The sequence below is a fragment of the Serratia sp. AR11 genome, from assembly GCF_056376275.1.
The window spans coordinates 1,055,272-1,082,133 of sequence record NZ_CM150739.1; the positions used below are offsets into that span (position 1 = coordinate 1,055,272).

A 26,862-nucleotide genomic window follows, 5' to 3' on the forward strand; every position below is an offset into this window, starting at 1 on the left:
CGGGTTAACCCTGGGGGTTCACTAGGCACCGGCTCCCTTTCGCCGGTGCTGCAACCCTCTTTCTCAATCAGAGCTGGGTTATTCCAGCCGGAACTGCGGCTCCAGCCGGCTGATGCCGAGCCCGTTGACCTTTTTCACCTTAATTTGTACCGGGATCCGTTCTTTCATGGCTTCCACGTGGCTGATCACGCCAATCGTTTTCCCGGAGGCGTTCAGGCTGTCGAGCGCATCCAGCGCGGTATCCAGGGTTTCCGCATCCAGCGTGCCAAAGCCTTCGTCGAGGAACAGCGAGTCGATACTGGTCTTGTGACTGACCAGGTCAGACAGCGCCAGTGCCAGCGCCAGGCTCACCAGGAAGCTTTCACCGCCGGACAGGGTGCGGGTATCGCGCAGCGCGTCCGCCTGCCAGGTATCCACCACCTGTAGCTCCAGCGCATCGCTGGTTTTACGTTGCAACAAATAGCGTCCGTGCAGCCGTCCCAACTGGTTATTGGCCAGATACACCAGGTGATCGAGCGTCAGCCCCTGGGCAAACTTACGGAATTTATCCCCTTCTTTGGAGCCGATAAGCTGATTGAGATAACTCCAGTCGTCGTATTGGCTCTGGCTCTGGCTGATTTGCTCAAACAGCGACTGCTGATTGATGCGGCGGGCAGTGTCGCTTTCTAATTGATTGCGTACTTCGCCCTGGCGTAGCTGCAAGGTTTTTAACTCTTGCGCCAGCGCTGCCAGGCTCTGGCTCAGGGCCTGGGGATCGGTCTGATGCTCATCCAGCCCTTCGGGACGCTGTTGCAACTGCTGTTTCAGGCTGTCAACGGCCTGTGCCAGCAGGGCGCTGGCTTCAACCTGGCGTTGTTGCAACTGTTCTTTGCGCTGTTGCAGCTGTCGGCGCTGGTCGTCATCCAACAGCGCGGCGCTGAAGCTGGCTTCGTCGCTGAATTCACTGGCGGCCAACGCCTGTTGCCACACTTGTTCCGCCTGTTGCAGCCGCTCAGTCTGTTGCAGCAGTTGCTGTTGCAGCCCGGCCAACTGGCCGCTCAGCCGATCGCGTTGCTCTTGTGCCTTCTGCCACTGTTCGGCCGCCTGCTGGCTGGCCTGCTCGCAGGCCGTTTGCCGGGCGCGTAACTGTTCGCGCACCTGGGTGATTTGCTGTTCGCCAAACAGGGCCAGACGCTGCGAACGTTGCTCGCCAAGGACTCGTTCGCCGTCCTGCCACTGCTGCTGCAGACGCTGCTGTTGCAACTGGGCCTCTGCATGGCCTTTCTCCAGCAGGATGAAACGCTCGTCCAGCCGGGCTTTCTCTTGGTGCGCCTGCTGCTGTTGCGTTTGCAGTGTGGCCAATTGGTCTTTGGCCTGCTGCACGGCGTGCGACGCCTGTTCGTGCTGCAGCAGGGCGGCCTGACCCTGACGTTCTTCGTTGTCGCAGGCGCTCAGCCATTGGCTCAGGCGGTCGGCGTCTTGCAGGGTAAAGTCAAATGCCAGCGGTGTACTGAGGGTTTGCCACTGCTGCAGGTGAGTAGCCAACTGTTGCTCGTCTTGCGTGATGAGCTGCTGTTGGCGCTGTTGCTGTTCTTTCAGGCTTTCGCAACGGGTGCGCAGTTCGGTGCCCTGAGTATACAAAGCTTCGGTTGTGGCGCGCATCTGGGCCAGGCGCAATGCGGTTTCAGAAGGTTTTACCGCCTGATACTGCTCAATGGCCGGGTGGCTGCAGGAGCCACACAGCGGACAGGGTTCACCGGTTTGCAGGCGGGCGCGTTCGGCTTCCAGGCTGACAATGCGCTGTTCCAGCTCGAGGGCTTTTTCCACGTCTGTCTGGTGGGCTTTTTGCTGTTTATACTGCTGCCGCGTCTCTTCGAGCTGTTTTTCATGTTCGCCGAGTTGCGTCTGGCGGGCGGCAAACTCCTTGCGCTGCTGCTCCAGACGTTCGCTGACCTGGCTAAACAGGGAAGACAGGGTAAATAACTGCTGGCGTACCGGGCGCAGCTCGGCCAGTTCGGTCTGGCGCTGGCGCAGTACCATCAGGGGCGACTGGGCTTCCAGCGTATTTTGTTGTTGCTGTTGCGCCGTCAGCGCGGCGGTGAGGCCGTTAAGTTTTTCCTGATGCTGCCCGGCCTGTGCGGTCAACTGGCTTCGCTGAACCTCGAGTTGTTCCAGCGCTGTTTTTTGCTGGGCATACTGCTGTGCAGCGCTATCGCACGCCTGTTGCAGCTCGGCCTGCGTTTTCTGTAACTGGGCAATCTGGTGATCGAGCGGGACGACTTGCTCGTCGATCAGCCGCTGTTGCGTCTGCTGATGTTCAACATGCGCCTGCAGTTGCGCACGGGCCTGCTCCACCGCCTGTTGCAACGGCGCCATCTGGGCTAGCTGTTGCTCTTGCTGTTGCGTTAATTGGCTTATCTGCTGTTGCAGCGCCTGCTGATCGTTGCGGCAGCGGTTACGTTCATTCAGCAACGGCCGCAGTTTTTCTGCCGGCTCGCTGCGCGCCAACTGCTGCAGTTGCGGTTCGGCCGCCGCCTGTTCTTGCTGGGCCGCGTTCAGTTGACGTTGATATTCCTGTTGTTTTTGCTGTGTTTGTTGCCACTGCTGTAACCAGTTCAGCGCCTGCTGCTGCTGGCGGGCCTGTTCGCCAAGGGTATTTTCCTGCGTTCCCAGCTCAATTAATTGGTTTTCAAGCTGCTGACGCTGTTCGTCATTGAGCAGTTCAATGCCGCTGGCGCGTTGATGCAGCGCATCCAAATCGGCCCTGGCCTGCTTATGCTGTTCGAAAACCCGCTCGGAAAGCTGGCCGTAGATCTCGGTGCCGGTCAGTTCTTCCAGCAGTTCGGCACGATCGTTGGCATCGGCATTGAGGAAGGCGGCGAACTGCCCCTGGGATAACATCATCGATTTGGTGAAGCGGCCGAAGTCCAACCCGGTGATCGCGGCGGTCATATCCAGCTTGTCGCGTACCTTGTCCGCCAGAATTTTTCCGTCTTCACGCAGCGCCAGCTCCACTTTAGGTGCCTGCAGGTTGCCGTCCGGGGCATTTTTGGCGCGGCGCTGGCTCCAGAAGGCGCGATAGCCGACCCCTTTAACTTCAAATTCGACCTCCGCCAGCGATTCGGCGGTGTGGCGTGTCATCAGCTCGTTCTGGCTCGGCGTGACGTTAAGGCGCGGCGTCTGGTGGTACAGCGCCAGACAGATGGCGTCCAGCAGGGTGGTTTTGCCTGCCCCGGTAGGCCCGGTGATGGCGAATAACCCATTGCTGGCAAAAGGCTCGGCGGTAAAATCGATCTTCCATTCGCCCTGCAGGGAATTGAGGTTTTTTAATCTCAGGCTGAGGATTTTCATTGGCTCGGCTCCTGGTCGTTGTGCCGCACGGACTCGACCACCTGCTGGAACATTTGGCTCATTCGTTGCCGACGTTCTTCGGCCATTTCAGGCTCCTGCGCCAGCCGCCGTTCGAACACCTCGTTGACGCTCAGTTCATTGAGCGTTTCCTTGTCCTGCTGTTCAATGGCCTGGCGCCGCTGTTCTTTGCTGCGGCGCAATAACACTACTTCTACCGGCAGTTGATCGGCCAGTAACTGGATGCGGCGCTGAATGTCGCTAAGGTAGTCCTGTGTTGCCACTTCAATGTCCAGCCACACCGGTAGTTCACCCTGATAATCGGCGAACTGCTGCAATTGTTGTTCGATCTGCGCCAAATCACCCTTGATAAGCTGCATCGGTTGGAAGCTGGGGATCTCCAGCGCAGTGACCTGTTGCAGAGCGCCCGCGCTGAAATCCACCATAAACACGCTTTTGGCTTTGCCCAACTCGTCAAAACTGAGTGGGATCGGCGAGCCGCTGTAGCGAATATGTTCGGATTTGGCGACGTTCTGCGCGCGGTGTATATGCCCCAGCGCGATGTAGTCGGCCGGCGGGAAGGCCTGGGCCGGGAAGGCGTCCAGCGTGCCAATGTAGATATCGCGCACCGAATCGGAGGTGGTGACGCCCACGGTGGTCAGGTGGCCGGTGGCAACAATCGGCAGTGGCAAGCCCAGCGCATCGCGACGCGCGCAGGCCGCTTGGTACAGCCTTTGATAATGGTCGGCGATAGCCTCTTGCAGCGCCTGCTGTTTTTGCACTCCGGAGTCGCCGGCTCGGCTGGTGAGCAGATCGCGTGGGCGCAGGAAAGGGATGGCACAAAGTACCGCACCCGGCTGGCCGTCGCGCTGATTCAGCACCAGAATTTGTTGTTCGGTTTCGCTCTGTGCGTTGGCAATCACGGTGGTATTCAGGCAGGAAAGCAATTCACGCGACTCATTCAAGGTTGCCACGGAGTCGTGGTTACCGCCCAGTACCACCAACTGGCAGCCGGTGCGCTGCAGTTCCACCACGAAACGGTTATACAGCTCACGGGCGTAGCTTGGCGGCGAGCCGGTATCGAACAGGTCCCCGGCGACGATCAGCGCATCCACCTGCTGTTGTTCGATCTGTTCGATCAGCCAGCGCAGAAAAGCCTGATGTTCGGCGGCGCGGCTTTTGGTGAAAAAATACTGGCCAAGATGCCAGTCAGAGGTGTGGATCAGGCGCATGACACTCCCGGGGCGATAGAGTAATGGCAGGGATTATAAAGGGAATATGATGTTTCTGTATTATTAGAAATAATCGCTATGCTTACTGCCTATGACACCCGGTTTATTTCATGGCTATTTATTTCATAAATCTGTCACAAAACTGACGCATAATGGCGCCCGCAATCAACTGTGATCGCTAACACATTGGCAGGATTGACGATGGCAAGACGCATACTGGTGGTGGAAGACGAAGCGCCGATCCGTGAGATGGTGTGCTTTGTGTTGGAACAGAATGGTTACCAACCGTTGGAAGCTGAGGATTATGACAGCGCAGTGACGCGCCTGTCTGAGCCGTTCCCTGATTTAGTGTTGCTCGACTGGATGTTACCCGGAGGTTCCGGCATTCAGTTTATTAAACATATGAAGCGTGAAGCGATGACCCGCGATATTCCGGTGATGATGCTGACCGCACGCGGTGAAGAAGAAGACCGTGTCCGTGGGCTGGAAGTCGGGGCGGATGATTACATCACCAAACCCTTCTCGCCGAAGGAGCTGGTAGCGCGCATCAAGGCGGTAATGCGCCGCATTTCACCGATGGCGGTGGAAGAAGTGATTGAAATGCAAGGGCTGAGCCTGGATCCTTCTTCACACCGGGTGATGGCCAACGAGCAGGCGCTGGATATGGGGCCGACCGAGTTCAAATTGCTGCACTTCTTTATGACTCATCCAGAGCGTGTTTATAGCCGCGAACAGTTGCTTAATCACGTCTGGGGCACTAACGTTTATGTGGAAGACCGCACCGTTGACGTGCATATCCGTCGGCTCCGTAAGGCGTTAGAGACCAGTGGTCATGACAAAATGGTTCAAACCGTTCGGGGCACCGGCTACCGATTCTCAACGCGCTACTGATCGCGACGCGCTGGAGAATATGCCGTGCTAGAACGTCTATCCTGGAAGAGGCTGGCCCTGGAGCTGGCCCTTTTCTGCTTGCCTGCCTTGTTGCTGGGGCTGATTTTCGGTTATCTGCCCTGGTTGCTGCTGGCCTCCGTGCTGGCGGCGCTGGTATGGAATTTCTACAACCAACTCAAACTTTCCCACTGGCTGTGGGTTGACCGCAGCATGACGCCGCCACCCGGGCGCTGGAGCTGGGAACCGCTGTTTTACGGCCTGTATCAGATGCAGCAGCGTAATCGCCGTCGGCGGCGTGAACTGGCGCTGTTGATCAAACGCTTCCGCAGCGGCGCGGAATCGCTGCCCGATGCGGTAGTGATGACTACCGTCGAAGGCAATATCTTTTGGTGTAACGGTTTGGCGCAGCATCTGCTGGGTTTCCGCTGGCCGGAAGACAATGGTCAGCACATCCTTAACCTGCTGCGTTACCCGGAGTTCAGCCACTATCTGCAACAGCAGGAGTTCACCCGGCCGTTGACGCTGCAGTTGAACAATGAGCACTACGTCGAATTCCGCGTGATGCCTTATTCCGAAGGGCAATTACTGATGGTGGCGCGTGACGTCACCCAAATGCGCCAGCTGGAAGGCGCGCGACGCAACTTCTTCGCCAACGTCAGCCACGAGCTGCGTACCCCGCTCACGGTGTTGCAGGGCTACCTGGAGATGATGAGCGACGAAGAGCTGGATGGCTCGCTGCGCGGCAAAGCGCTGGGCACCATGCAAGAGCAGACCCGGCGTATGGATGGGCTGGTCAAACAGCTGCTGACGCTGTCGCGGATTGAGGCGGCGCCTAACGTCGAGATGAACGAACGGGTCGATATCCCACTGATGTTGAGAGTGTTGCAACGGGAAGCGCAGTCGCTGAGCGGTGGCAACCATGAGATTAGCTTCCGGGTGAACGAACAGCTCAAGGTGTTCGGCAACGACGACCAACTGCGCAGCGCGGTATCAAACCTGGTGTACAACGCCGTCAATCACACGCCAAAGGGCACCAATATTGAAGTGAGTTGGCAACAGACGCCCAACGGCGCGCAGTTCCAGGTCAGTGATAATGGGCCGGGCATCGCCGCCGAGCATATTCCGCGCCTGACCGAACGTTTCTATCGCGTCGACAAGGCCCGTTCACGCCAGACCGGCGGCAGTGGGCTGGGGCTGGCAATCGTCAAGCATGCGCTCAGCCACCATGACGCGAGATTGGAGATCCTCAGTGAGCAGGGGATTGGCACCCGATTCATCTTTACCTTGCCTAACCGGTTGATTGTTCCCGCAGCTTTATCAGAGAATGCGGTGAAAAATTAACGCGCGAGAGGCTGGTATGATCCGAATGACCCGAGGGCTGTTGCTTTGCCTGGCGCTGCTGGTGAGCCGTGGCGCGTTAGCGCAGCCGGACGGCATGCTGTCCGGCAACCTGTCGAGCGTCGGTTCCGATACGCTGGCGAATCTGATGGCGCTGTGGGCGCAGGACTTCAGCCAGCATTACCCCAACGTTAATTTGCAGATCCAGGTCGCGGGCTCCTCAACTGCGCCGACCGCTTTGGCTGCGGGGGCCGCGCAGCTGGGGCCGATGAGCCGACCGATGAAGGCGGCGGAAGTATCGGCATTCGAACACCGCTATGGCTATGCGCCGCTGGCAGTGCCGGTCGCCGTCGATGCGCTGGTGGTGCTGGTACATCAGGACAACCCGCTGCGCGGTCTTAATCTGCAGCAGCTTGACCGAATTTTCTCCGCTACCCTGCGCTGTGGCGAAAACCAGCCGGTGACGCGCTGGGGTGAACTGGGGTTGAACGGCGATTGGCAGCAGCGTGCGCTGCAACGCTTTGGGCGTAACTCGGCCTCCGGCACCTACGGCTATTTCAAACTGCGTGCGCTGTGTGGCGGTGACTTTATGCCACGGGTCAATGAACTGCCCGGTTCTGCCTCGGTGGTGCAGGCGGTGGCCGGTTCACTGAACAGTATCGGTTACGCCAGCATTGGTTTTCGCGCCAGCGGCGTGCGGCTGTTGCCCCTGGCCGAGTCCGGCGAAAACTATGTCACCCCCAACGATGCCAACGTGCGCAACGGTAGCTACCCGCTGTCGCGCTATCTGTATATTTACATTAACAAAGCGCCCAACCAGCCGTTGGAGCCGCTGACCGCCGCATTTCTCGATCGCGTCCTGTCCGACACCGGACAAAACCTGGTGAACCATGACGGCTATCTGCCGCTGCCTTCTGCTACTTTGCAGAAAACCCGCCGGGCGTTGGGTCTGCAATAAATTTCACTCGGGCGTTGATTCGCCCTCAACATGAATTTCTCTCACTACCGATGAAATTTCTTCTATTGCTGCCCGGCAGTGGGTATGACAGCATGCTCTCTATCTTTTTTAGACGTCTGGATGTCCATAATAACCTGACGTAATAATTCAAACTGTCAATTACTGAGGTAAAGGCCCGATCTTTTACCTGCTACCGGGAGTCATAATATGTGCGATTGCAACCACGCTTTTCACGCTGACGTTGTCGGCAGTCTGTTGCGCCCTGCAGCGCTGAAAACCGCTCGCCAACAGTTTCAGCAAGGCGATATTGACGCTACTGAGCTGCGGGCGGTTGAGGATCAGCAGATCCGTCTGGCGGTGGCCAAACAGCAAGAGCTCGGCCTGGCGGTGGTGACTGACGGCGAATTCCGCCGGGCGTGGTGGCACTTTGATTTTCTGGAAGGGCTGGACGGCGTGGAAGGCTATGACGCGGAGCAGGGGATCCAGTTCAACGGCGTGCAAACCCGGGCGCGCAGCATCAAGGTGGTCGGCAAGTTGGGGTTTAACCCGCAGCATCCGATGCTGGCAGATTTCCGCTTCCTGAAGGCGATTGCCGGTGATACGGTGCCGAAAATGACCATTCCAAGCCCGAGCGTGCTGCACTTTCGCGGTGGGCGCAAGGCCATCGACAGTCAGGTCTACCCGGATCTGAACGCCTATTTCGACGATCTGGCCCAAACCTATCGCGATGCGATCAAGGCATTTTACGATGCCGGTTGCCGCTATCTGCAGCTGGATGACACCGTCTGGGCCTATCTGTGTTCAGACGAACAGCGCCGGCAGATCCGCGAGCGCGGAGAGGATCCGGATCGCCTGGCGCGTATTTATGCCGATGTGTTGAATGCCGCGATCGCCGACAAGCCGGACGATCTGACCATTGGGTTGCACGTTTGCCGCGGCAACTTCCGTTCCACCTGGATCTCCGAAGGCGGCTATGAGCCGGTGGCGGAGATCCTGTTCGGTCAGGTGAATATCGACGCCTTCTTCCTGGAGTATGACAATGAGCGGTCCGGCGGGTTTGAGCCGCTGCGTTTTATCAAACCAGGTAAACAGCAGGTGGTGCTGGGGCTGATCACCACCAAAAACGGTGAACTGGAAAACCCTGAGCAGGTGAAACAGCGTCTTGAGGAGGCCGCGCAGTTTGTCGACCGCAGCCAACTTTGCCTCAGTACCCAGTGCGGTTTTGCCTCGACCGAAGAGGGCAACAGCCTGAGTGAATCACAGCAGTGGAATAAACTGCAAAGCGTGGTGAATATCGCCCGGCAGGTTTGGTAACGGCGAAAAACTCGTTCAGACTGCGCGAAAACTGGCTGTTTATTGGCGTTTTCGCGCGGTCATTAGCCAAAGCCTTCACGTTTTGTGAATCTGTCGCTTAAAAATTATACAAATCATGTATTGTATATTTATTGATAGCCACTATGATCGACTGGCCTCGAAAGATTATCTGGTCTATAACTCTGCTTTTTGTCATGCGCCTTGCCTTTCAACGCTATAAACGTTTAACTTAGCCCCCGTTGTCGGACTAAACCTCCATTTATAACTCCTAAAACTCTGCCCATCATCATGAGTGGTCACTTTCGAATAAGGACAAAACGCCGGACGTTATGCGTTTTCTGCTCTTATTTGGTCTCGCGATGAAATGGCAAGCCGGCAACCGGGTGGGGCATAACGCCACCACGTATCGGACACTTTTTTTCATTTGAACAGGCAACACGACATCGTATGAGTCATCGTTTAACGTCAAAAGATATTATTGCACTGGGTTTTATGACCTTTGCCTTATTCGTCGGAGCCGGGAATATCATTTTCCCGCCGATGGTCGGTTTACAGTCCGGTGAACACGTCTGGACTGCAGCTATCGGCTTCCTGATCACTGCCGTCGGTCTACCGGTGATGACGGTGATCGCGCTGGCTCGTGTCGGTGGCGGCATTGACGCCCTGAGCACGCCAATTGGTCGTCGCGCCGGCCTGCTGCTGGCGACCGTCTGCTATCTGGCCGTCGGCCCGCTATTCGCCACCCCGCGTACCGCGACCGTCTCCTTCGAAGTGGGCATTGCACCGCTGACCGGTGACGGTGCCATGCCGCTGTTTATTTACAGCCTGGTGTATTTCGCACTGGTGATCGGCATCTCTCTGTATCCGGGCCGCTTGCTCGATACCGTCGGCCACGTACTGGCACCGCTGAAAATTGTTGCGCTGGGCGCACTGGGTATTGCCGCGCTGGCCTGGCCTGCGGGCACGCCAATTCCGGCCACCGAGGTCTATCAGAACGTTCCATTCTCTACCGGCTTCGTTAACGGCTATCTGACCATGGATACGCTGGGTGCGCTGGTCTTCGGCATCGTCATCGTTAACGCTGCGCGTTCCCGCGGCGTGAAGGATGCCAAATTGCTGACGCGTTACACCATTCTGGCGGGCCTGATCGCCGGTGTCGGTTTGACGCTGGTTTACCTGAGCCTGTTCAAGCTGGGTTCCGGCAGCGGTGTGCTGGTGCCGGATGCCACCAACGGCGCGGTGATCCTGCATGCTTACGTACAAAACACCTTCGGTGGATTGGGCAGCTTCTTCCTGGCCGCGCTGATCTTTATCGCCTGTATGGTGACTGCGGTTGGCCTGACCTGCGCCTGTGCCGAGTTCTTTGCCCAATACCTGCCGTTCTCTTACAAGACGCTGGTGTTCATTTTGGGTCTGTTCTCGATGCTGGTTTCCAACCTGGGCCTGAGCCATCTGATCCAGATCTCTATCCCGGTGCTGACCGCGATTTATCCGCCGTGTATCGTGCTGGTGGTGCTGAGTTTCACTCAGCGCTGGTGGAACAGCGCGCCGCGTATCATCGCGCCGGTGATGTTAGTCAGCCTGTTGTTTGGTATCCTTGACGCGGTGAAAGCGTCCACCTTCCAGCACTTCCTGCCGGAGTGGACCAATCACCTGCCATTGGCGGATCAAGGGCTGGCATGGTTGCCGCCGTCGCTGCTGATGCTGGTGCTGGTCGCAATTTATGACCGGGTTTGTTCGCGCTCCGAAGTGACCGCGCACTCCTAATTCCCCGGCTAAATTTTGGGCCACGGACTTGTCCGTGGCTTTTTTACGTTTAAAAAACACGGGTTATCTTCATGCAACAACAGTCACCCGCCGCTCCTGCGGCCAATAAGCTGAAACGCGGTCTCAGTACGCGTCACATTCGCTTTATGGCTCTTGGCTCGGCTATCGGCACCGGTCTGTTCTACGGTTCGGCGGACGCCATTAAAATGGCCGGCCCGAGCGTTTTGCTGGCCTACCTGATTGGCGGTATTGTCGCCTTTATCATCATGCGCGCGCTGGGCGAGATGTCGGTCAACAACCCGCAGGCCAGTTCGTTTTCACGCTATGCGCAGGACTACCTTGGCCCGATGGCCGGCTATATCACCGGCTGGACCTACTGTTTTGAAATCCTGATTGTCGCGATTGCCGACGTGACGGCGTTCGGTATCTATATGGGGATTTGGTTCCCAGAGGTGCCGCATTGGATTTGGGTGCTGAGCGTGGTGCTGGTGATTGGCGCCATCAACCTGATGAGCGTGAAGGTGTTCGGTGAGCTGGAGTTTTGGTTCTCATTCTTCAAAGTGGCCACCATCATCATCATGATTGCTGCCGGTATCGGTATCATTATCTGGGGGATTGGCAACGGCGGACAGCCGACCGGTATCCATAACCTGTGGTCTAACGGCGGCTTCTTCAGTAACGGGTTTATCGGCATGATCCTGTCGCTGCAGTTGGTGATGTTTGCCTACGGCGGCATCGAAATTATCGGTATCACGGCCGGTGAAGCCAAAGACCCGAAAAGCTCGATTCCCAAGGCCATCAACTCGGTGCCGTGGCGTATTCTGGTGTTCTACGTCGGTACGCTGTTCGTCATCATGTCTATCTACCCGTGGAACCAGGTGGGCACCAATGGCAGCCCGTTCGTGCTGACCTTCCAGCACATGGGAATTACCGTGGCGGCAGGTATCCTTAACTTTGTGGTGATCACCGCATCATTGTCTGCGATTAACAGCGACGTGTTTGGCGTTGGCCGCATGCTGCACGGCATGGCTGAACAGGGCCACGCGCCGAAGATATTCAGCAAGGTCTCCAAACGCGGTATTCCGTGGGTCACGGTAGTGGTGATGATGCTGGCGCTGCTGCTGGCGGTGTATCTCAACTACATCATGCCGGAAAACGTGTTCCTGGTGATTGCCTCCCTGGCGACCTTCGCCACCGTGTGGGTGTGGATCATGATCCTGTTCTCGCAGATTGCCTTCCGTCGCAGCCTGAGCAAAGAGCAGGTGAAAAACCTGGCCTTCCCACTGCGCGGCGGCGTATTCACCTCGGTGGTGGCGATCGTCTTCCTGGTGTTTATCATCGGCCTGATTGGCTACTTCCCAACCACCCGCGTATCGCTGTACGCCGGTCTGGTCTGGGTGGTGGTACTGCTGGCGGGCTACTACTTCAAGCTCAACCACCAGAAGAAGCTTGCGGTGCTGGCGCAGCAGCAGGATTGAAAATGAAAACACCGGCCATGCGCCGTAATGCTTGTAAGTTAAGGTGATCTTGTTCCCTCTCCTTTGGGAGAGGGTTAGGGTGAGGGGATACAAACCAACGCGAAAGCCCCTCACCCCGGCCCTCTCCCTCGGGAGAGGGGGACGCCCACTTAAACAATGTCATACATTCTTATTCATAATTTTGCTTAACTAACCGGCATTACGGCCATGCGCCAGTGTTTTTTAACGTTTTTCCTCTGGCTCATCGTCCCCGGAGGAGCGAGCTTCGATGCGCAGGCTGCTGTCGTTCAGACGTTCTTCCTTCCCTTCTCCTGCTGCGCGCGCCAGCATCTCACGGATATCCTGCATATTGCTGCTCAGGGCGCTCAGCGCCGGCTGCAAGGTCCGACTCATACGGCTTTCGTCCAGCGAAGCGCTGTGCAGACAGCCAATAAACAGCAGCGTGGCCAGCAGGGTAAACAGCCGGTGGCGTAATGATTTCAGCAATCCTCTTTTCCTTCTGCGGGCGATAATCAACGCATTAACGCGGTTTTTATGCCGAAAGAGAAGCGGACCGAGACATCCGTTGTCCCTGGGTTGAGAGTCATTACCGGCAGAAACAGTTACGTCAACCTGCGTCAGGAAAGGTCGGGCGCCTGGCGCATCTGGCTCAGCATGCTGCGCATATCGTTGCCGGTTGGCGTTTGATGGACACGCAGGTCGAATTCGTTAATCACCGCCAGAATATGGTCGAAGATATCCGATTGAATGCTTTCGTATTCCGCCCAGACCGTGGTGTTGGTGAAGGCGTAAATCTCCAGCGGCAGGCCCTCCGGCGTTGGCGCTAATTGGCGCACCATCAGCGTCATATTCTGATGAATATTCGGGTGGGCGCGCAGGTACGCCACCAGATAAGCGCGCAGCGTGCCAAGGTTGGTCAGGCGGCGACCGTTGAGGGGGGAACTGAGATCTACGGCAATCTGCTGATTATGTTGGCTTAACTCCTGCGTTTTATCGTTCAGATAGCGTTGCAGCAGCGGGTTGCGGTTCAGCCTCTGCTGTTCTTCATCCGACAAGAAATGCACGCTGGTGGTGTCGATATTGATGCTGCGCTTGATGCGACGCCCGCCGGATTCCGACATGGATCGCCAGTTTTTAAAAGAGTCGGAGATCAGCGCGTAAGTCGGGATGGTGGTGACGGTGTTATCCCAGTTGCGCACTTTTACCGTGGTCAGGCCGATGTCGGTGACCGCACCGTCTGCGCCGTATTTCGGCATCTCCAGCCAGTCGCCGATGCTAAGCATATCGTTGGCGGAAAGCTGAATGCCGGCCACCAAACCGAGGATCGGGTCTTTGAACACCAACATCAGCACCGCGGTCATCGCCCCCAGTCCGCTGAGCAGCAGCAAGGGTGACTTACCCATCAGCAAGGAGACGATCATGATGCCAATCAGGATGGCGGCTACCAGCTTCAGGCCCTGGAAAATACCGCGCAACGGCAACTGGTTCGAAATCGGGCTTTGGCGCAGCATCGCCAACAGCGTATCCAACAGGGAAAACAGCGACAGCAGGGCGAAGCCCATGATCCACACCTGAGCAGCAGTGACGATAACCGCCTGCGTCTGACCACCGGCGTGCAGCCACAGCACCGCCTGCAGATTAATGATCACCCCCTGCAATAACAACGCCATACGCTGGAACAGCTTGTATTGGGTGATTGCCTGTTGCCATACGCGTTGCGATTGCTGGCCACGGCGCTGGATTGCCCTCAGCACTACGCGGTGCAGCACCAGATGGATCACCACCGAAATCAGGACGATCAGCCCCAGCACCATCAGCAGAGACATCACCCCGCTAAATTCCAGCCCGAACTTCTCCAGCCACAGGGTTATCTGTTGTTGCATTGCCGCTCCTTTAAAAAATGTGCAAAAAACATCCAATAGACTCAAAACACGTTAGCCTAATGGCTGCGGGCCACAATGTGCGTCTTTTTACCCTTTTTTACATAGGCTTGCCGCTGACCGACTATCTCCACCCCCCGGCTCCTCCCCGAGTTTACCGGCCAAAGAGGAGGGGGACTGGCACTCAACGTGGCATTGTTCGTGGCATTGAATAACGTCGTCGATTTCGTTTTGTACAGCAGGAGGAAAGTCATGCTTAACGCCTGGCATCAACCGGTCCCGCCCTTTGTGGTGAAGAAGGGGCAACGTCTTGATATCACGCTGTGGTTACAGGGTGATGATGTACCTGAACGGGTGTTTTTACGCGCCGAGCCGGATAATGAAGAATGGTTGCTGACGATGAAAGTGCAGCATATTGACGGGCTGCATCGCTATCAGGCCAGTTTGACGCTCAATGAGGGTGAGCCGACCCGCCGTTACTGCTTCAAGCTGGTTTGGGCCGCCAGTCAGCAATGGTTCGGCCCCCAGGGTTGGTCGCTGACGCCGCCGGGACAACTGGCGCAGTTTGCTGTCGACGTGCCCGACCGCAGCCCGGCCTGGGTGGCGGATCAGGTTTTCTATCAAATTTTCCCCGATCGCTTCTCCAGTAGCGGGGGGGAACACGGCATTCAGAGCGGCAGCTATCGTCATCATGCGGCCGGTTGTGATGTGGTGCGCCGCGATTGGCACCATCCGCTGGAAGACCGGCATGCTGCGTCCACCTTCTACGGTGGCGATCTGGATGGCATCAGCCAAAAACTGCCTTATCTACAGCAGCTGGGCGTGACGGCGCTGTATCTGAATCCGATTTTCACTGCGCCCAGCGTACATAAATACGATACCGAAGATTATTACCGGGTCGATCCCTATCTCGGCGGCAACGCCGCCCTGCAGCGTTTGCGAGTGAGTACTCACAAGGTGGGGATGAAACTGGTGCTGGACGGGGTGTTTAACCATACCGGCGATTCGCATCCGTGGTTTGACCGCCACCAGCAAGGGGATAACGGCGCTTGCCATCACCCCGATTCACCTTACCGTGGCTGGTTCAATTTCTACCCCGATGGCCGCGCGCTCGACTGGAAAGGGAATGCCAGCCTGCCGAAGCTTAACTTCGCTGAACCGCAGGTAGCGGAAGCGATTTATCGCGGTGACGCCAGTGTGGTGCGCCATTGGTTGCGGCCGCCGTACAACATCGACGGTTGGCGGCTGGATGTGGTGCACATGCTGGGTGAGAACGGGGGCGCTACCGGCAATTTGCAGCATCTGGCGGGCATTTATCAGGCGGTTAAACAGGAAAACCCGCAGGCCTACGTGCTGGGCGAGCATTTTGGCGACGCGCGTCGCTGGCTGCATGCCGGCGTGGAAGATGCGGCAATGAATTACATGGGCTTTGCCCTGCCGGTGCGGGGGTTCCTCGCCGGACTGGACGTGGCGCACCATCCGGTGCAGATGGATGCGGCGGACTGCGCCCAGTGGATGGACGGTTATCGGGCCGGGCTGCCGCATGGCCGTCAGTTGATTCAGTTCAACCAGCTCGACAGCCATGACACTGCACGTTTTCTGACGCTATTACAGGGCAATCAGGCGCGGATGCGGATGGCGGCGGTGTGGTTGATGAGCTGGATCGGCGTACCCTGCCTATATTATGGCGACGAGATTGGTCTGGATGGGGCCAACGACCCGTTCTGCCGCAAGCCTTTTCCGTGGGATGAAAGCCAGTGGGATCAGAACCTGTTGGCCCTGTACCAGCGCATGGCGGCGCTGCGCAAACAGAGCCTGGCGCTGCGCCGCGGCGGTTGTCAGGTGCTGCACGCCGCCGCTGAGACGCTGGTATTTGTGCGTATTTACCAACAGGAACAGGTGTTGGTGGCGTTACAGCGTGACGGCAGCGGCAGCGTGACCCTGCCACACGGCCCGTTGCTGGCCGCAGGCCAATGGCAACGGCTGGAAGGGGACGGCGAGTTAAATGACACGCCAGACGCGATCTCGCTGCAACTGGGCAAAGAGTCGGTAAGTCTGTGGCGGCTAACAGCCTAATCTGGCCAGGTTCCCCTTAAAAAACCTGGCCCCAGTTGGCCAGCAGCGTCTGCGCCTGTCCGGGCGCCGACCTGAACAAGTCTACCGCACTGCATAACCTCAGTTTTTCCATCAGCCGCTGCTTTTGCAGGCTGATGGTTTTGATGCTTTTATGCTGCTCGCGGGCAATCGCTCCCACCGTTTTACCCTGCAGCAGGCCCGCCAGCACCCTATGCTCCCGTGGAGAGAGCGACTGCATTTGCTGAGGGGAGGCCTGCGGCAAGGGCGGACTCAGCAGGGCGGCCAGCGCGTACAGCATGACGTTGTTGTTCAGGCCCAGTTTTTCCATCGCCCGTTGCTTGTGGTTGCTGACGGTGCGGATATTGCGGTTACGCCGTTGGGCAATGGTAGTCAGGTCCTGCCCGTTGAGCAGGGCCTGCAGCACCAGGCGTTCGTTCGGCGTTAATTTCTCTGCCAGATGCGGGGGCAACAATACGGGGGACCTTGGAGCGATATCGGTTAACGGCATGGGCATCTCCTGCAGGCAATGACTGCGTTAATTGCTGTACAAAATGGTGAAGGTGGCACTGGCATTGGCGCTGCCGGCGGTCACGGTGTCGCTGATGGCGATATAACGGGCGGTGAAGGCCAGTGATGAAACACTGCCGGCACCGCCCTGGATCGCCATGGCCGCCGAGGGCTGCCCAAACCGCAGCACGGCGGCATTGGCATCCTGCAATTGAATGCCGACGCCGCCGGCAACGCCGCTGCCCGCCGTCAGCGCCAATACGCCGGTGTCACCGCTGACGGCGCTGCCGTCAAACCGCACCTGTACCTGGCTGATTTCCGCCGGGCAGTTTTTCAGCCGCAGGGTAAAGCGGGTGGCGGAGGCGGTGCTGCCCTTGCCCGCCAGGGCGCTTTGCGACAGGGTGCCGAGCGACACGTTCAGCGGATTGACCTCCGGCTGGCAGGCGGAAGAGAGTATCCGCCCGGTCACGTTGATGCTGGCGCTGTCGGCCAGAGTGGTACCGGGCAGCAGCAACGCCAGCCCGGCCGCCATCAGGGGCTTGAAAAGGGTCATGCGCTTCTCCCGGTTTACTGGTAGGTGATATTCAGGGTGGCACTGCTGTTGGCCAGCCCGGCGCCGATGGCGGTTTGGGTCTGGTAATAGCGCGTGCTGAACGGCAGGGTTTCCTGACCGCCGGCGGAGGTTTTCAGCAGGATACTGTTGTTGAGTTTCAGCGGCACGCCGCCATACAGCAGTTGCACCCCGACGCCTTTGGCGGTGCCGCTCTGCCCGGCGTTGGTCAGCGCCAGCACGCTGGTGTCGGCGGTGTCCGCGTTTTGGCTTCCGGCCAGCGCGACGTTGATATTGGCGTCCTTGTCGCAGCTCAGGCCCAGATTGAAGGTTTTATCGCCGGCGGTGGTGGTGATGCCGGTGAATTGGGTGGCGGAGACATCACCCAAGGGAACGCTGATGGTGGTGTTGGTGAGGGAGCAGGCGACCTTGGTGACTGCCGTGCTGCCGTCAACATACAGCTGTCCCGCGGTGACAGATCCCGTGGTTAAGGATGCCAATGGGGAAGCAAACGACAGTTGGCCGCTGGCAGTGCCGCCGATGTAAATCAGCTCCATTTTAAAGAAAATGTATTTGCTTTCGTTATAAGTCCAATAAGCCACAATGGTAACAACGTAATTGTTTGATGTGGGGACAGCATTCCACAGAGAATAAGTGCCCTGATTTCGCACCCGGAACCCTATGCCCGGAACCGTGGTCTGGTAAACATCGGTATACCCGGGAACCAAGGTTTGTGCAGTAAGGTACTGCGTCGCTTCTGTATATGCGGCAGAATAACCTGAACAACGAACAAGCGTCGTACCTGCCGGAGTACTTTGCCCACTAGTCCATAACACCGTTCCCACGGGGGTGTCACGCTGTATTACCAGACTGGCCGGTAATGACAGACGCATGGGTAATGTTGTATATCCACTCTCAAAATAACAATCGGCACGCGCATGGCTATTTCCCCACAGGACTAAGGCGAGCAGCGTGCATAGGGGGGCGATTTTCCGAACAGTGATCGGGCTTCTTTTATTGATGGTATTGAGTTTCGTCATCTTTGCGTTCATTGACATATTCCCTTCATCTGGATAACACCACCCGGCTGTGGCGCTGTGGGCAGCCGGTAATTAACCCGGCAGGCGCCGCCGCTGCCGTTGCCCCATTTCACCCGCAGGCTGCCGCTGTCGGCCAGGCCGCTCAGGTACACCTGGCCGCCGTCGCCGACGATGCTGCCCTGCGCCGCGTTTTGGTCGGCCGTGCTCACCGTGGCACCAAAGGGCACCGGGCGGCCATCGGCCTGGGTTAAGGTCATCAGCACCCGCGCGCCCACCTTGGCTGTAAAGGTGGCGCGGACCAGCGCGCCGCGCGTTGGGGTGACCCGCTGGCTGTTCTGTTCAATCTCCGCGTCCGTCGGCAGCGTTTCCGGGTTCAGCGCCACGTTGCCGTTGCGGTACGGCGTCAGGTAAGGCACCAACGCGTAGCCGCGGTAGTCGGTGCGCACTCCGGTCTGGTTGCTCACGCTCACCCCCGGCGCGCCCGGGGCTGCCACCAGCGCGGCGGTTTCCCCCAGCGGCTGGCCCAGCGTGATGCCGTTCTGGTGCGCCACCACGCTGCCCTGCAGCCCGTAGTTCAGCCACCGGTTGTCTTTGTCGTAGCCGTAACCGGCACTTACTTCGCCGTAGGTACCGCGGTAGTCCAGATTGCTGTTGCCGCCATAGCCCTGGCCCCGGCTGCCGTAGGTCTGCTGCACGCCCCAGCTCAGGCTGTTGTCACGTAGTGCCACGCCGCTCAGCCCCAGGTTGTGGCTGGTCGCGCCGCCCCTGGTGCTGTTGAGGCCGTAGTTGACCCAGGCGCTGTTGTTGTCCCACAGGTTCAGCGGCACGTTGAGGTTCAGCGCTATCTGCTGGTCGTTGCTGCGGGTGGCACCCTGGGTGTTGCGGTTGTAGTTCCAGTTGACGCCGTAACTGATGCCGCGCCAGCTGTTGCTGTAGCCCAGCCCCAGTGACGCCAGGCTGCGCTCGCTGTTCCAGTAGTCTTCCCGTACCGCGCTCAGCGACAGGCTGCCCGCCTGCGGCCCCAGTTGCTGGTTCATGCTCAGCTCGGCCCGGTTGCGCCGCCGCTCGTTCTGCCAGAGTGGGCTGGCATTGCTGCGCCAGCCGTCCAGCACTTCTGCCAGCGAATAGAACCCCGCGGTGGAGTAACGGTAACCGGCGATGGCGAAGTTGGTGCCGGTCTGCACCAGATTCTTGCTGTAGCGTACCCGCCATGACTGGCCGGTGGCGCTGTCCTGGTCTTTCGGCTGGCTGCGTGACTGCGTCATGTCCACGGAGAACGCGCCCCACTCACCGAGGTTGTTGCCCAGCCCCAGCGCCGCCGACTGATAGTGTTGCGCCGCCTGCACGCCGCCGTACAGGGTGGTGTTCCACGGCAGGCCGTAAATGGCGGTGCCCTGCACCAGGGCGCTTTTATCGACGCTGCGGTCATAGCTGCGGTACTGGCCGCCGGTCAGGCTGTATTTGAGCCGGCCTTCCCGTTGCAACACCGGCAGGGAGGCGAAAGGCACCACCAACTGTTGTTCGCTGCCGTCGGCTTCCTTGATGGTGACCTGCAGGTCGCCGCTGCCGCCGGTGGGGTACATGTCGTTAATCACGAAGGCGCCGGGGGCCACAAAGGTGCGGTAGATTTCATAGCCGTTCTGGCGCACCACCACCTGGGCATTGGTGCGGGCGATACCGCGTACCACCGGGGCGTAACCGCGCAGGCTGTCGGGCAGCATCTCGTCATCCGAGGCCAACTGCACGCCGCGAAAGGGCACGGCGTCAAACACCTCGGCCGGGGCATTGCTGTCGCCCAGGGTCAACTGGCTTTGCAGGCCAATCAGGTTGCGCTGCGCGTAGGTGTACACCGTGTCCCATTTATCCTGGCCGTCGCTGCTGCGGCTCCAGGTGGTGTAGTTGCGCAAGCGCCACGGACCGGCGTTCAGGCCGGGGCGCAGGTTGGCGAACTGGCTGTTGCTGTCGCCGCCCTGACCGCTGCCGCGGGCGGTGGTGTCCGCGCCGGTCAGGCTGTAATTGAGTATCAGCGCCGGGATACCCTCGTCCCATTGTGACGACGGCACATAGCCGCGCGGTTGCGGCGTCATGGCCGCCTGGGGAATGCTCAGCAACAGCTGCTGCTGACTGAAACGCAGCTGCGCCGACGCCTGGGGAATGGCCGTCAGAGTGGCGCAATGGCTGTCTGCGTTGCCGAGGGCCGGGAACAGGGCGGTCCGTACCCCCCAGCCGGCCAGGTCGGCCACGCTCAGGCAGGGTTGCAGGCCGCCTGGCCCGGCGCTGAAGGTGACCATGCGGGTCTCGGTCAGGCGTTCGTTGAGCAGGATATCCACCCGATAGGTGCCGGGGGGCTGTCCGCCGGCGTCTTCAAACACCGACAGGTCGGTCTGGCTTTGGCGGGCGTCGCCCTGCTCCAGCAGGGCCGGGTTGAAATAGTCCCGCGCCTGTACCGCCGGCGACAACGCCAGTGCGGTCAGTATCATCATCCTCAGCGGTTTTATTCCTGTCGTCCGTTGTTGCTGCATCGCATGCTCCTTGCTTGCGTCGCCGTAACCGGTTAACCGGCCACGGTGCCATTCAGCCATTGCCCCGCGCCGCCGAAATCGTTCAGCAACCGCCAACTGACCTCACGTCCGTTGCCCGGCAGGGTCAGGGTCGCGCGGCTGAACGGGGCCACGTAGGTGGCGTCTTTCACCGGCTGGCCATTGACCTTGATACCCTGAAAGTTCATGTAAAACGGCGTGGGGTTGCTGACCTCCAGCTTGCCCGCCACCCGGCGCCAGGTCAGTTGACCGCCGACGCTCTCCGGCTGGCGGCCGCTCAGGGCCTTCGGGCGGAAAATCAGTTTGATGCGCGTCTTGATGGCGATTTGCAGCGTGTTGTCCTGGCGCACGGCCGAGGGAATGGCTTTGACATTCAGCCAGTACAGCGTTTCCCGGTCTTCGGGCAACGCGCCGCCGACCCGAACCACGCGCAGGACGTTTTGCTGCCCTCCGTCGAGGCGAAACAGCGGCGGGGTCAGGATGAAGGGGGCCTTGTTCTCGTCGGTCCGGGCGGTTTCGACCCAGGACTGGATAAGGTAAGGCGAGGCGTCCGGGTTGCTGACGGTCAGGGAACTCTCTTTTTTGTCGCCCTCGTAGACCAGGCGGGTGGCGCCGACCACCACGCCGGCCTGCGTCGGCAAGCTGGTCGTCAACACGCCGGCCATCAGCGCGGCGGTCATCAGAACACGGCGATAGCGTGCAGTGAGCCGATAGGTCATGGCATTGTCTCCGGCAGGAAAAGGGGCAGCAGCAGCTGCCGCCCCAGAGTGGTATCAGTTGTAGTTGATGGTGAAGCTGGCGGTAGAGTTGGCCGTCCCGGCGCCCACGGTCGCGGCCGTGGCAATGTAGCGGGCGGTGAAGTCCAGGTTGTTGGTGACGTCTTTGGTGGTGTCGGTGGCATCGCCCAGCGCCAGGGTATAGCTGGTCGAGTTGGTGGCCAGCGGCAGTACTGCACCGCTCTTGTCGGAGAGCTGGATGCCGACGCCGGTGGCGGCACCGGCACCGCCGGTCAGGGCCAGTATCTTGTCGTCACCGCCGGCGGCGATACCGTCGAATTTCACGGTTGCCGTGGTGGCCGTCGGGCAGGTTTTCAGTTGCAGGCTGAATTTGGAGGCGGCACTGGTGGTGCCGGCACCGCTGAAGGAGGTGGTGCTGATTTTCCCCATCGGGACGGCCAGGGTGGTGGAGCCGCCCATATCGACCTTACAGGCGGTGGCGCTGATGGAGCCGGTGAAGTTGACGGTACCGTCTGCGGCCAGGGCAGAAGACAGGGACAGCGCGGTGGTGGCGAGCAGTGCAGTGGCGAGCAGTGTCTTTTTCATTGATAAATTCCTTTCAACATGTGTTCCACACATAAAAATCCATTAACCCTTTGAAAAGGTTGTTCCTTTTGGTCTGTCTCGGTGCGTTGCCCGTTGGAAAAAAGGTAACATTTTGAGCCAAAGTGTTACTTTTTACATATTGTTCTAAAAGTCAGGGTAAACAGAGAAGATGTCAGGAGATAACACCAGGGACGGTGTTTTAATTATGTGTTTATCTGGGTGAATGGTGGTCAATGAACGGGGTGGGTAAAAATCACGCAGGGCGCTGGGCGAAACCGGGTTTTTATCCGGAAAGGAACGCCTTAACGGAGTGGGATATATCTTACTGATAATGTGATGTTTATTCTGGGGATGAAAAAAATACGGCGGCGGTATTGACTTCTTTTCGGGTAATTCTTAGTTTATGTGTCAGTTTGGCTCAAAGTGTTACATTTTTTTGGCTTTTTTCCTCCCATAAGTACCTGAATCTCCCGGCATTGGCGGCGGTGTACAACACCGTGTGTTGAATGTTGCGATGCCCCAGATAATCCTGAATCACCCGCGTATCCGCGCCGTTATCCGCCAGCGCATAGCCACAGGCATGACGCAGCATGTGCGGGTGCGCCTCGACCTCCAGCCCGGCCCGCCGGCCATACTCACGCAGCATACGAAAGATACGCTGGCGCGACAGGCGATAGCCCTTTTGTGACAGAAACAGCCAGTCCTGGTCGTCCAGGTTGCGGCAGAATTGGCGTTTTTCCAGCCAGCGCTGCAACAGGTGTTTCTCGGTGGTTTCCAGCGGGTGGGTGGTGGACAGGCCGTTTTTGAGGCGGCTGATGTAAAGGCAACCGTCGTCCATATCGAGGTCGGCGAGGCGCAAGCCGGTGAGTTCGCTGACGCGACAGCCATGAATGAAACCCATCCAGATCAGGCAGGTGTCACGCTCGGGCGCCCGGCCGGCGGCGGCTTGCAGCAGCAGACGCCCGACTTCACCCCGGGTGAGGTGCTTGCGGTGCTGTTGTGATTTGATCACGGTATTCTCCTCGAAAAGAAACGGCCGGCGGGTGCCGACCGGTGTCTGTCACAGACAGAGTGGGGGGAGTATAGCCTAACGTTGGCACGCAATACCGGGCCAACGCAGGGATCATCAATAACCTACGGCGGAGCCGGCCGGGCGACGAACGTCATTGGCGCCGTACAGGTAGCCTTCGCGCACTCTGCCGGAAACTGCGGAGTCATTGCCGGAGTTGGCCGGGCTGACGCCTGCGGCGCCTGGCAGGCCGACCAGAATCAGTTCGGCGGCGCCCCATGGCGTTTGCTCAACCATCTTGTAGCCCATACCGCTGAGGATTTTCAGCGTATCGGCAGAAACTCCGCGCTGTTCGTAGTAAACCTCATCCGGTAACCACTGATGGTGGATACGCGGCGCATCGACGGCCTCCTGCGGCGCCATACCGTGGTCGATCACGTTTAAGGCGGTTTGCAGAGTGATGGTGATGATGCGCGATCCGCCGGGTGAACCGAGAACCATAAAGATTTTATTGTCCTTGGTCACCAGCGTCGGGCTCATCGACGATAGTGGGCGCTTACCGGGGGCTATGCTGTTGGCGGTTCCCTGCACCAGCCCATAAAGATTTTTCTCGCCGACTTTGACGGTGAAATCGTCCATCTCATCGTTGAGGAAGAAGCCGGTGCCCGGGGCGATCACCACGGCACCAAAGCGACCGTTGACGGTATAGGTGGTGGAGACGGCGTTACCCTGATGATCGACAATCGAGTAGTGGGTGGTTTCCGGCTTCTCGTGGGGTTCCATGCCCGGCTGCACGTTCTCTGACGGCGTGGCCTTGTCCGCGACGATTTTCTTGCGGATCTCTTCGGCATAGCTCTTGCTGACCAGCCTGTCGATCGGGTTCTTGATGAACTCCGGGTCGCCCAGGTAGGTGTTACGGTCCATATAGGCGTGGCGCATCGCTTCGGTCATGGTATGGATGGCCGCCGCCGAATTAAAGCCCATGCTCTTGAGATCGTAGCCTTCAACCACGTTGAGGATTTCGCACAGCGTCACGCCGCCAGAGCTTGGCGGGGGAGCCGAAACAAACTTATAACCGCGATAGCTGCAGGTAATCGGCGGGGTTTCGGTGACTTGGTAATTGGCGAAATCGGCCGCCGTCAGAATGCCGCCGCCCTGTTTGGCTGCCGCCTCTACCGCCTGGGGTATTTTGCCTTTATAGAAGGCGTCGGGGCCTTCTTTGGCGATGGCCGCCAGCGTATTGGCCAGGTCGCTCTGCACCAAGCGATCGCCCGGTTGCAACGGCGTGCCGTCCGGGCGCAGGAAGATTCGGGCAGATTCCGGATCCTGTTTAAAGCGTGCGATGGTGGTATCGAGGATATCGGTATCGGCGCGGGTCAGCACAAAGCCCTCGCGTGCCAGTTTGATTGCCGGCTCCATCACCTGCTCGCGGCTCAGTTTGCCGTATTTCTTGCGTGCGGTTTCCATGCCCAGCACGGTGCCCGGCACGCCTGCGGCCAGATAGCCGTACAGACTGGCGCCTTTCTTCACGTTGCCGGCGGCATCCAGATACATGTTGGCGCTGGCCGCTGCCGGCGCGGTTTCGCGGAAGTTGATAAAGGTGTCGGTGCCATCGGCCAGGTGCACCGTCATAAAGCCGCCGCCGCCGATATTACCGCAGCACGGGTTGACCACCGCCTGCGCATAACCCACGGCGACGGCCGCATCAATCGCATTGCCGCCCAGTTTCAGGATATCCACGCCGACCTGCGAGGCCAGATGTTGCGATGTCACCACCATGCCGTTTTTGGCTTCGACCGCCGGATTGGAGGCGGCATACAGGCTGCTGCTGACCAGCAGCGCCGCCATGGTCAGCGGCTTGCTCCATTTTTGTAAAAACATAGTTATTCCTACCCTGTCAGTTTTCTTATTGTGTTTGGCTTGCCCCTCCTGCCGTGCAAAGAGCGGGCCAGCGTTATTGATACTAGCCAGAGTTAAGGGATTGTGCGGAAAATAGCCGGGGAAATGTGAGCGGAAACAAGCAAATGAAGCACACAATGGGGGCGATGCGCCCTAAAAAAGGGCAAAAAAAACCGGCCACGAGGGCCGGTTGATACACTTGCAGGCTGAAATTACAGCTTGGAAGCGTTCTCAGACAGGTATTTAGCTACGCCGTCCGGAGATGCGCCCATACCTGCTTTGCCTTTTTCCCACTGAGCCGGGCACACTTCGCCGTGTTGCTCGTGGAATTGCAGCGCGTCAACGGTACGGATCATTTCGTCGATGTTACGGCCGATTGGCAGGTCGTTAACAACCTGAGCGCGAACCACACCGTCTTTGTCGATCAGGAAAGAACCACGCAGGGCAACGCCTGCTTCTGGGTGCTCGATGCCATAAGCTTTCTGAATTTCACGCTTAATGTCAGCAACCATTGCGTATTTCACTTCCCCGATGCCGCCATTCTCGACAGGGGTTTTACGCCATGCGTTGTGGACAAATTCTGAGTCGAATGAAACGCCAACCACTTCAACGCCACGCTTCTGGAATTCTTCATAGCGGTGATCGAAAGCGATCAGCTCAGAAGGACATACGAAGGTGAAGTCCATCGGCCAGAAGAACAGGACGGCTGGTTTGCCGTTCAGGTGCTTCTTGAAGTTGAAGTTTTCTACGATTTCGCCATTGCCAAGTACGGCAGCTGCAGTGAAGTCAGGGGCTTGACGAGTTACCAGGACCATAATTACTCCTGTAATAGGTGTTAAGGGGTTGATGTAAAAGCAAAGGCCAGTATAGGGGCTACGACTTGGTGAATAAAGGGTAAAAGACCAATCAATGAGATAGCTTTCACCTATCAAAGTCGGTGATTAAATTTAGCAGGTTTTAAAAATAACCTTTTCCCATAAAAGGGCAAGGCTTAAAAAGCAATTTCTTGTAAAGCATCGCATTTTCAAAGGCTTTGGCTTGACCTTACAGCTGCTTGTCTTTGGCCTGCTGCATCATCTGTGGGTAAAACTGCCAGAATTGTGTTTCAAGCTGATGATAGTTGCGCTCCACGTCGGCGAAGGAGCTGGCCAATGCGGCCAGACGCGGACGACGGCTGGCCATGCCTGCCAGCACGTTACCGATAAACGGCAGTTCGGCGTAGCGCTCCAGCCAGCGTTCCGGCCATATATAGCCGTTCAGATTCTGAAAGCGTGGCGGCGTCAGCGGCAAATGCGGCAGGATTTGGCTCTGGGCTTGCTGGGTAAAACCCGGCAGGCTGAGGGAGGGTTCCAGCTGTTGCCAGTGGCGTGCCAGGAAGTGATCCCACACCACGTCGAGGGTAATGGGGGCCACGCGTCGGTGTTCTTCCGAGAAATAGGCGCGGCAGGCTCTTACCTGCGGTAGGTTGTCGGTCAGTACATCGACGCGACGGTGCATCATAATGCCGGCCACCACGGCGGGATCGTACTCGCCGGCAGGGTTGCCGCGCACGAAGTCGGCCAACAGATTGCCCAGCAACGAGCTTTCCGCCAGTGAGGCTAAATGGAGATGAGCGAGATAATTCATCCGGCAACTATACCTGAAGTCATGCAAATCCTCCTTATTTCTTGCCGCTGACCGCCCGCAGCTTTAGACTAGGCCGCCTGTTTTTTACCAACCAGTCCTATATTGAAG

Annotated in this window: 21 protein-coding genes; 7 read left to right on the forward strand and 14 right to left on the reverse strand. The window is 58.4% G+C overall.

The genetic code is table 11. The features are described 5' to 3' along the window. Positions 1 to 78: 78 nt before the first annotated feature. A complete protein-coding gene (gene sbcC / locus ACSOSI_RS05015) occupies positions 79 to 3,330 on the reverse strand; it encodes an exonuclease subunit SbcC (protein WP_476706643.1) in 3,252 nt (1,083 codons plus the stop codon). Next, a complete protein-coding gene (gene sbcD / locus ACSOSI_RS05020; protein ID WP_261131044.1) occupies positions 3,327 to 4,559 on the reverse strand; it encodes an exonuclease subunit SbcD in 1,233 nt (410 codons plus the stop codon). The genes sbcC and sbcD overlap by 4 nt, the downstream gene beginning before the upstream one ends. A 201-nt stretch (positions 4,560 to 4,760) precedes the next feature. On the opposite strand from sbcD, the gene phoB reads away from it, so the two are divergent. From phoB to proY, 6 genes are all read left to right on the forward strand, one after another. Then, positions 4,761 to 5,450 carry a phosphate response regulator transcription factor PhoB gene (gene phoB, locus ACSOSI_RS05025; protein ID WP_012005482.1) on the forward strand — a complete coding sequence of 230 codons (690 nt, stop codon included), beginning with the start codon at positions 4,761 to 4,763 and terminating at the stop codon, positions 5,448 to 5,450. Positions 5,451 to 5,474: 24 nt separating this feature from the next. Continuing rightward, positions 5,475 to 6,791 (forward strand): phosphate regulon sensor histidine kinase PhoR, encoded by a 1,317-nt coding sequence (gene phoR, locus ACSOSI_RS05030; RefSeq protein ID WP_012005483.1) that lies wholly within the window; start codon positions 5,475 to 5,477, stop codon positions 6,789 to 6,791. A 16-nt stretch (positions 6,792 to 6,807) separates the two neighbouring features. Further along, positions 6,808 to 7,746 (forward strand): PstS family phosphate ABC transporter substrate-binding protein, encoded by a 939-nt coding sequence (locus tag ACSOSI_RS05035; protein ID WP_476706644.1) that lies wholly within the window; start codon positions 6,808 to 6,810, stop codon positions 7,744 to 7,746. A gap of 207 nt (positions 7,747 to 7,953) precedes the next feature. After that, the gene (locus ACSOSI_RS05040; protein ID WP_476706645.1) at positions 7,954 to 9,060 is read left to right on the forward strand and encodes a cobalamin-independent methionine synthase II family protein; all 1,107 of its coding nucleotides are present in this window, start codon (positions 7,954 to 7,956) and stop codon (positions 9,058 to 9,060) included. Positions 9,061 to 9,507: 447 nt separating this feature from the next. After that, positions 9,508 to 10,827: a branched-chain amino acid transport system II carrier protein gene (gene brnQ / locus ACSOSI_RS05045; protein WP_012005486.1), complete on the forward strand. Its 1,320-nt coding sequence runs from the start codon at positions 9,508 to 9,510 to the stop codon at positions 10,825 to 10,827. 71 nt (positions 10,828 to 10,898) lie between these two features. Beyond that, on the forward strand, positions 10,899 to 12,305 hold the full coding sequence (gene proY, locus ACSOSI_RS05050; RefSeq protein WP_135344598.1) for a proline-specific permease ProY: 1,407 nt from the start codon (positions 10,899 to 10,901) through the stop codon (positions 12,303 to 12,305). Between the two features lie 222 nt (positions 12,306 to 12,527). Here the strand turns inward: proY and ACSOSI_RS05055 are convergent, their stop codons facing one another. Both ACSOSI_RS05055 and ACSOSI_RS05060 read right to left on the reverse strand, forming a co-directional pair. Then, the gene (locus ACSOSI_RS05055; RefSeq protein ID WP_261131041.1) at positions 12,528 to 12,791 is read right to left on the reverse strand and encodes a hypothetical protein; all 264 of its coding nucleotides are present in this window, start codon (positions 12,789 to 12,791) and stop codon (positions 12,528 to 12,530) included. A gap of 131 nt (positions 12,792 to 12,922) precedes the next feature. Then, on the reverse strand, positions 12,923 to 14,188 hold the full coding sequence (locus ACSOSI_RS05060) for a mechanosensitive ion channel family protein (protein ID WP_012005489.1): 1,266 nt from the start codon (positions 14,186 to 14,188) through the stop codon (positions 12,923 to 12,925). 249 nt (positions 14,189 to 14,437) lie between these two features. Between ACSOSI_RS05060 and malZ the strand changes: the two genes are divergently transcribed. Beyond that, complete coding sequence (gene malZ / locus ACSOSI_RS05065; RefSeq protein WP_476706646.1) at positions 14,438 to 16,261, forward strand: maltodextrin glucosidase; 1,824 nt, start codon at positions 14,438 to 14,440, stop codon at positions 16,259 to 16,261. Between the two features lie 16 nt (positions 16,262 to 16,277). Here the strand turns inward: malZ and ACSOSI_RS05070 are convergent, their stop codons facing one another. The 10 genes from ACSOSI_RS05070 to ACSOSI_RS05115 all read right to left on the reverse strand — a co-directional run bounded on the left by ACSOSI_RS05070 (position 16,278) and on the right by ACSOSI_RS05115 (position 26,754). Continuing rightward, the gene (locus ACSOSI_RS05070) at positions 16,278 to 16,769 is read right to left on the reverse strand and encodes a helix-turn-helix domain-containing protein (protein ID WP_476706647.1); all 492 of its coding nucleotides are present in this window, start codon (positions 16,767 to 16,769) and stop codon (positions 16,278 to 16,280) included. Positions 16,770 to 16,796: 27 nt separating this feature from the next. After that, complete coding sequence (locus ACSOSI_RS05075; RefSeq protein WP_476706648.1) at positions 16,797 to 17,321, reverse strand: fimbrial protein; 525 nt, start codon at positions 17,319 to 17,321, stop codon at positions 16,797 to 16,799. Between the two features lie 14 nt (positions 17,322 to 17,335). Beyond that, positions 17,336 to 18,376 carry a fimbrial protein gene (locus ACSOSI_RS05080; RefSeq protein ID WP_476706649.1) on the reverse strand — a complete coding sequence of 347 codons (1,041 nt, stop codon included), beginning with the start codon at positions 18,374 to 18,376 and terminating at the stop codon, positions 17,336 to 17,338. After that, the gene (locus ACSOSI_RS05085; RefSeq protein WP_476707250.1) at positions 18,367 to 20,880 is read right to left on the reverse strand and encodes a fimbria/pilus outer membrane usher protein; all 2,514 of its coding nucleotides are present in this window, start codon (positions 20,878 to 20,880) and stop codon (positions 18,367 to 18,369) included. Before ACSOSI_RS05085 ends, ACSOSI_RS05080 begins: the two co-directional genes overlap by 10 nt. 32 nt (positions 20,881 to 20,912) lie before the next feature. Further along, entirely contained in the window at positions 20,913 to 21,617 is a 705-nt protein-coding gene (locus tag ACSOSI_RS05090; protein WP_476706408.1) for a fimbrial biogenesis chaperone, read from the reverse strand. A gap of 54 nt (positions 21,618 to 21,671) precedes the next feature. Next, positions 21,672 to 22,220 (reverse strand): fimbrial protein, encoded by a 549-nt coding sequence (locus tag ACSOSI_RS05095; RefSeq protein WP_476706409.1) that lies wholly within the window; start codon positions 22,218 to 22,220, stop codon positions 21,672 to 21,674. 418 nt (positions 22,221 to 22,638) lie between these two features. After that, positions 22,639 to 23,232 carry a tyrosine-type DNA invertase gene (locus ACSOSI_RS05100; RefSeq protein ID WP_476706410.1) on the reverse strand — a complete coding sequence of 198 codons (594 nt, stop codon included), beginning with the start codon at positions 23,230 to 23,232 and terminating at the stop codon, positions 22,639 to 22,641. 114 nt (positions 23,233 to 23,346) lie between these two features. Further along, complete coding sequence (ggt, locus tag ACSOSI_RS05105; RefSeq protein WP_476706650.1) at positions 23,347 to 25,110, reverse strand: gamma-glutamyltransferase; 1,764 nt, start codon at positions 25,108 to 25,110, stop codon at positions 23,347 to 23,349. A gap of 230 nt (positions 25,111 to 25,340) precedes the next feature. After that, positions 25,341 to 25,943, reverse strand: a complete 603-nt coding sequence (locus tag ACSOSI_RS05110) for a peroxiredoxin C (protein ID WP_020825459.1) — start codon at positions 25,941 to 25,943, stop codon at positions 25,341 to 25,343. 229 nt (positions 25,944 to 26,172) lie between these two features. Beyond that, on the reverse strand, positions 26,173 to 26,754 hold the full coding sequence (locus ACSOSI_RS05115; RefSeq protein WP_476706651.1) for an ACP phosphodiesterase: 582 nt from the start codon (positions 26,752 to 26,754) through the stop codon (positions 26,173 to 26,175). Positions 26,755 to 26,862: the final 108 nt, after the last annotated feature.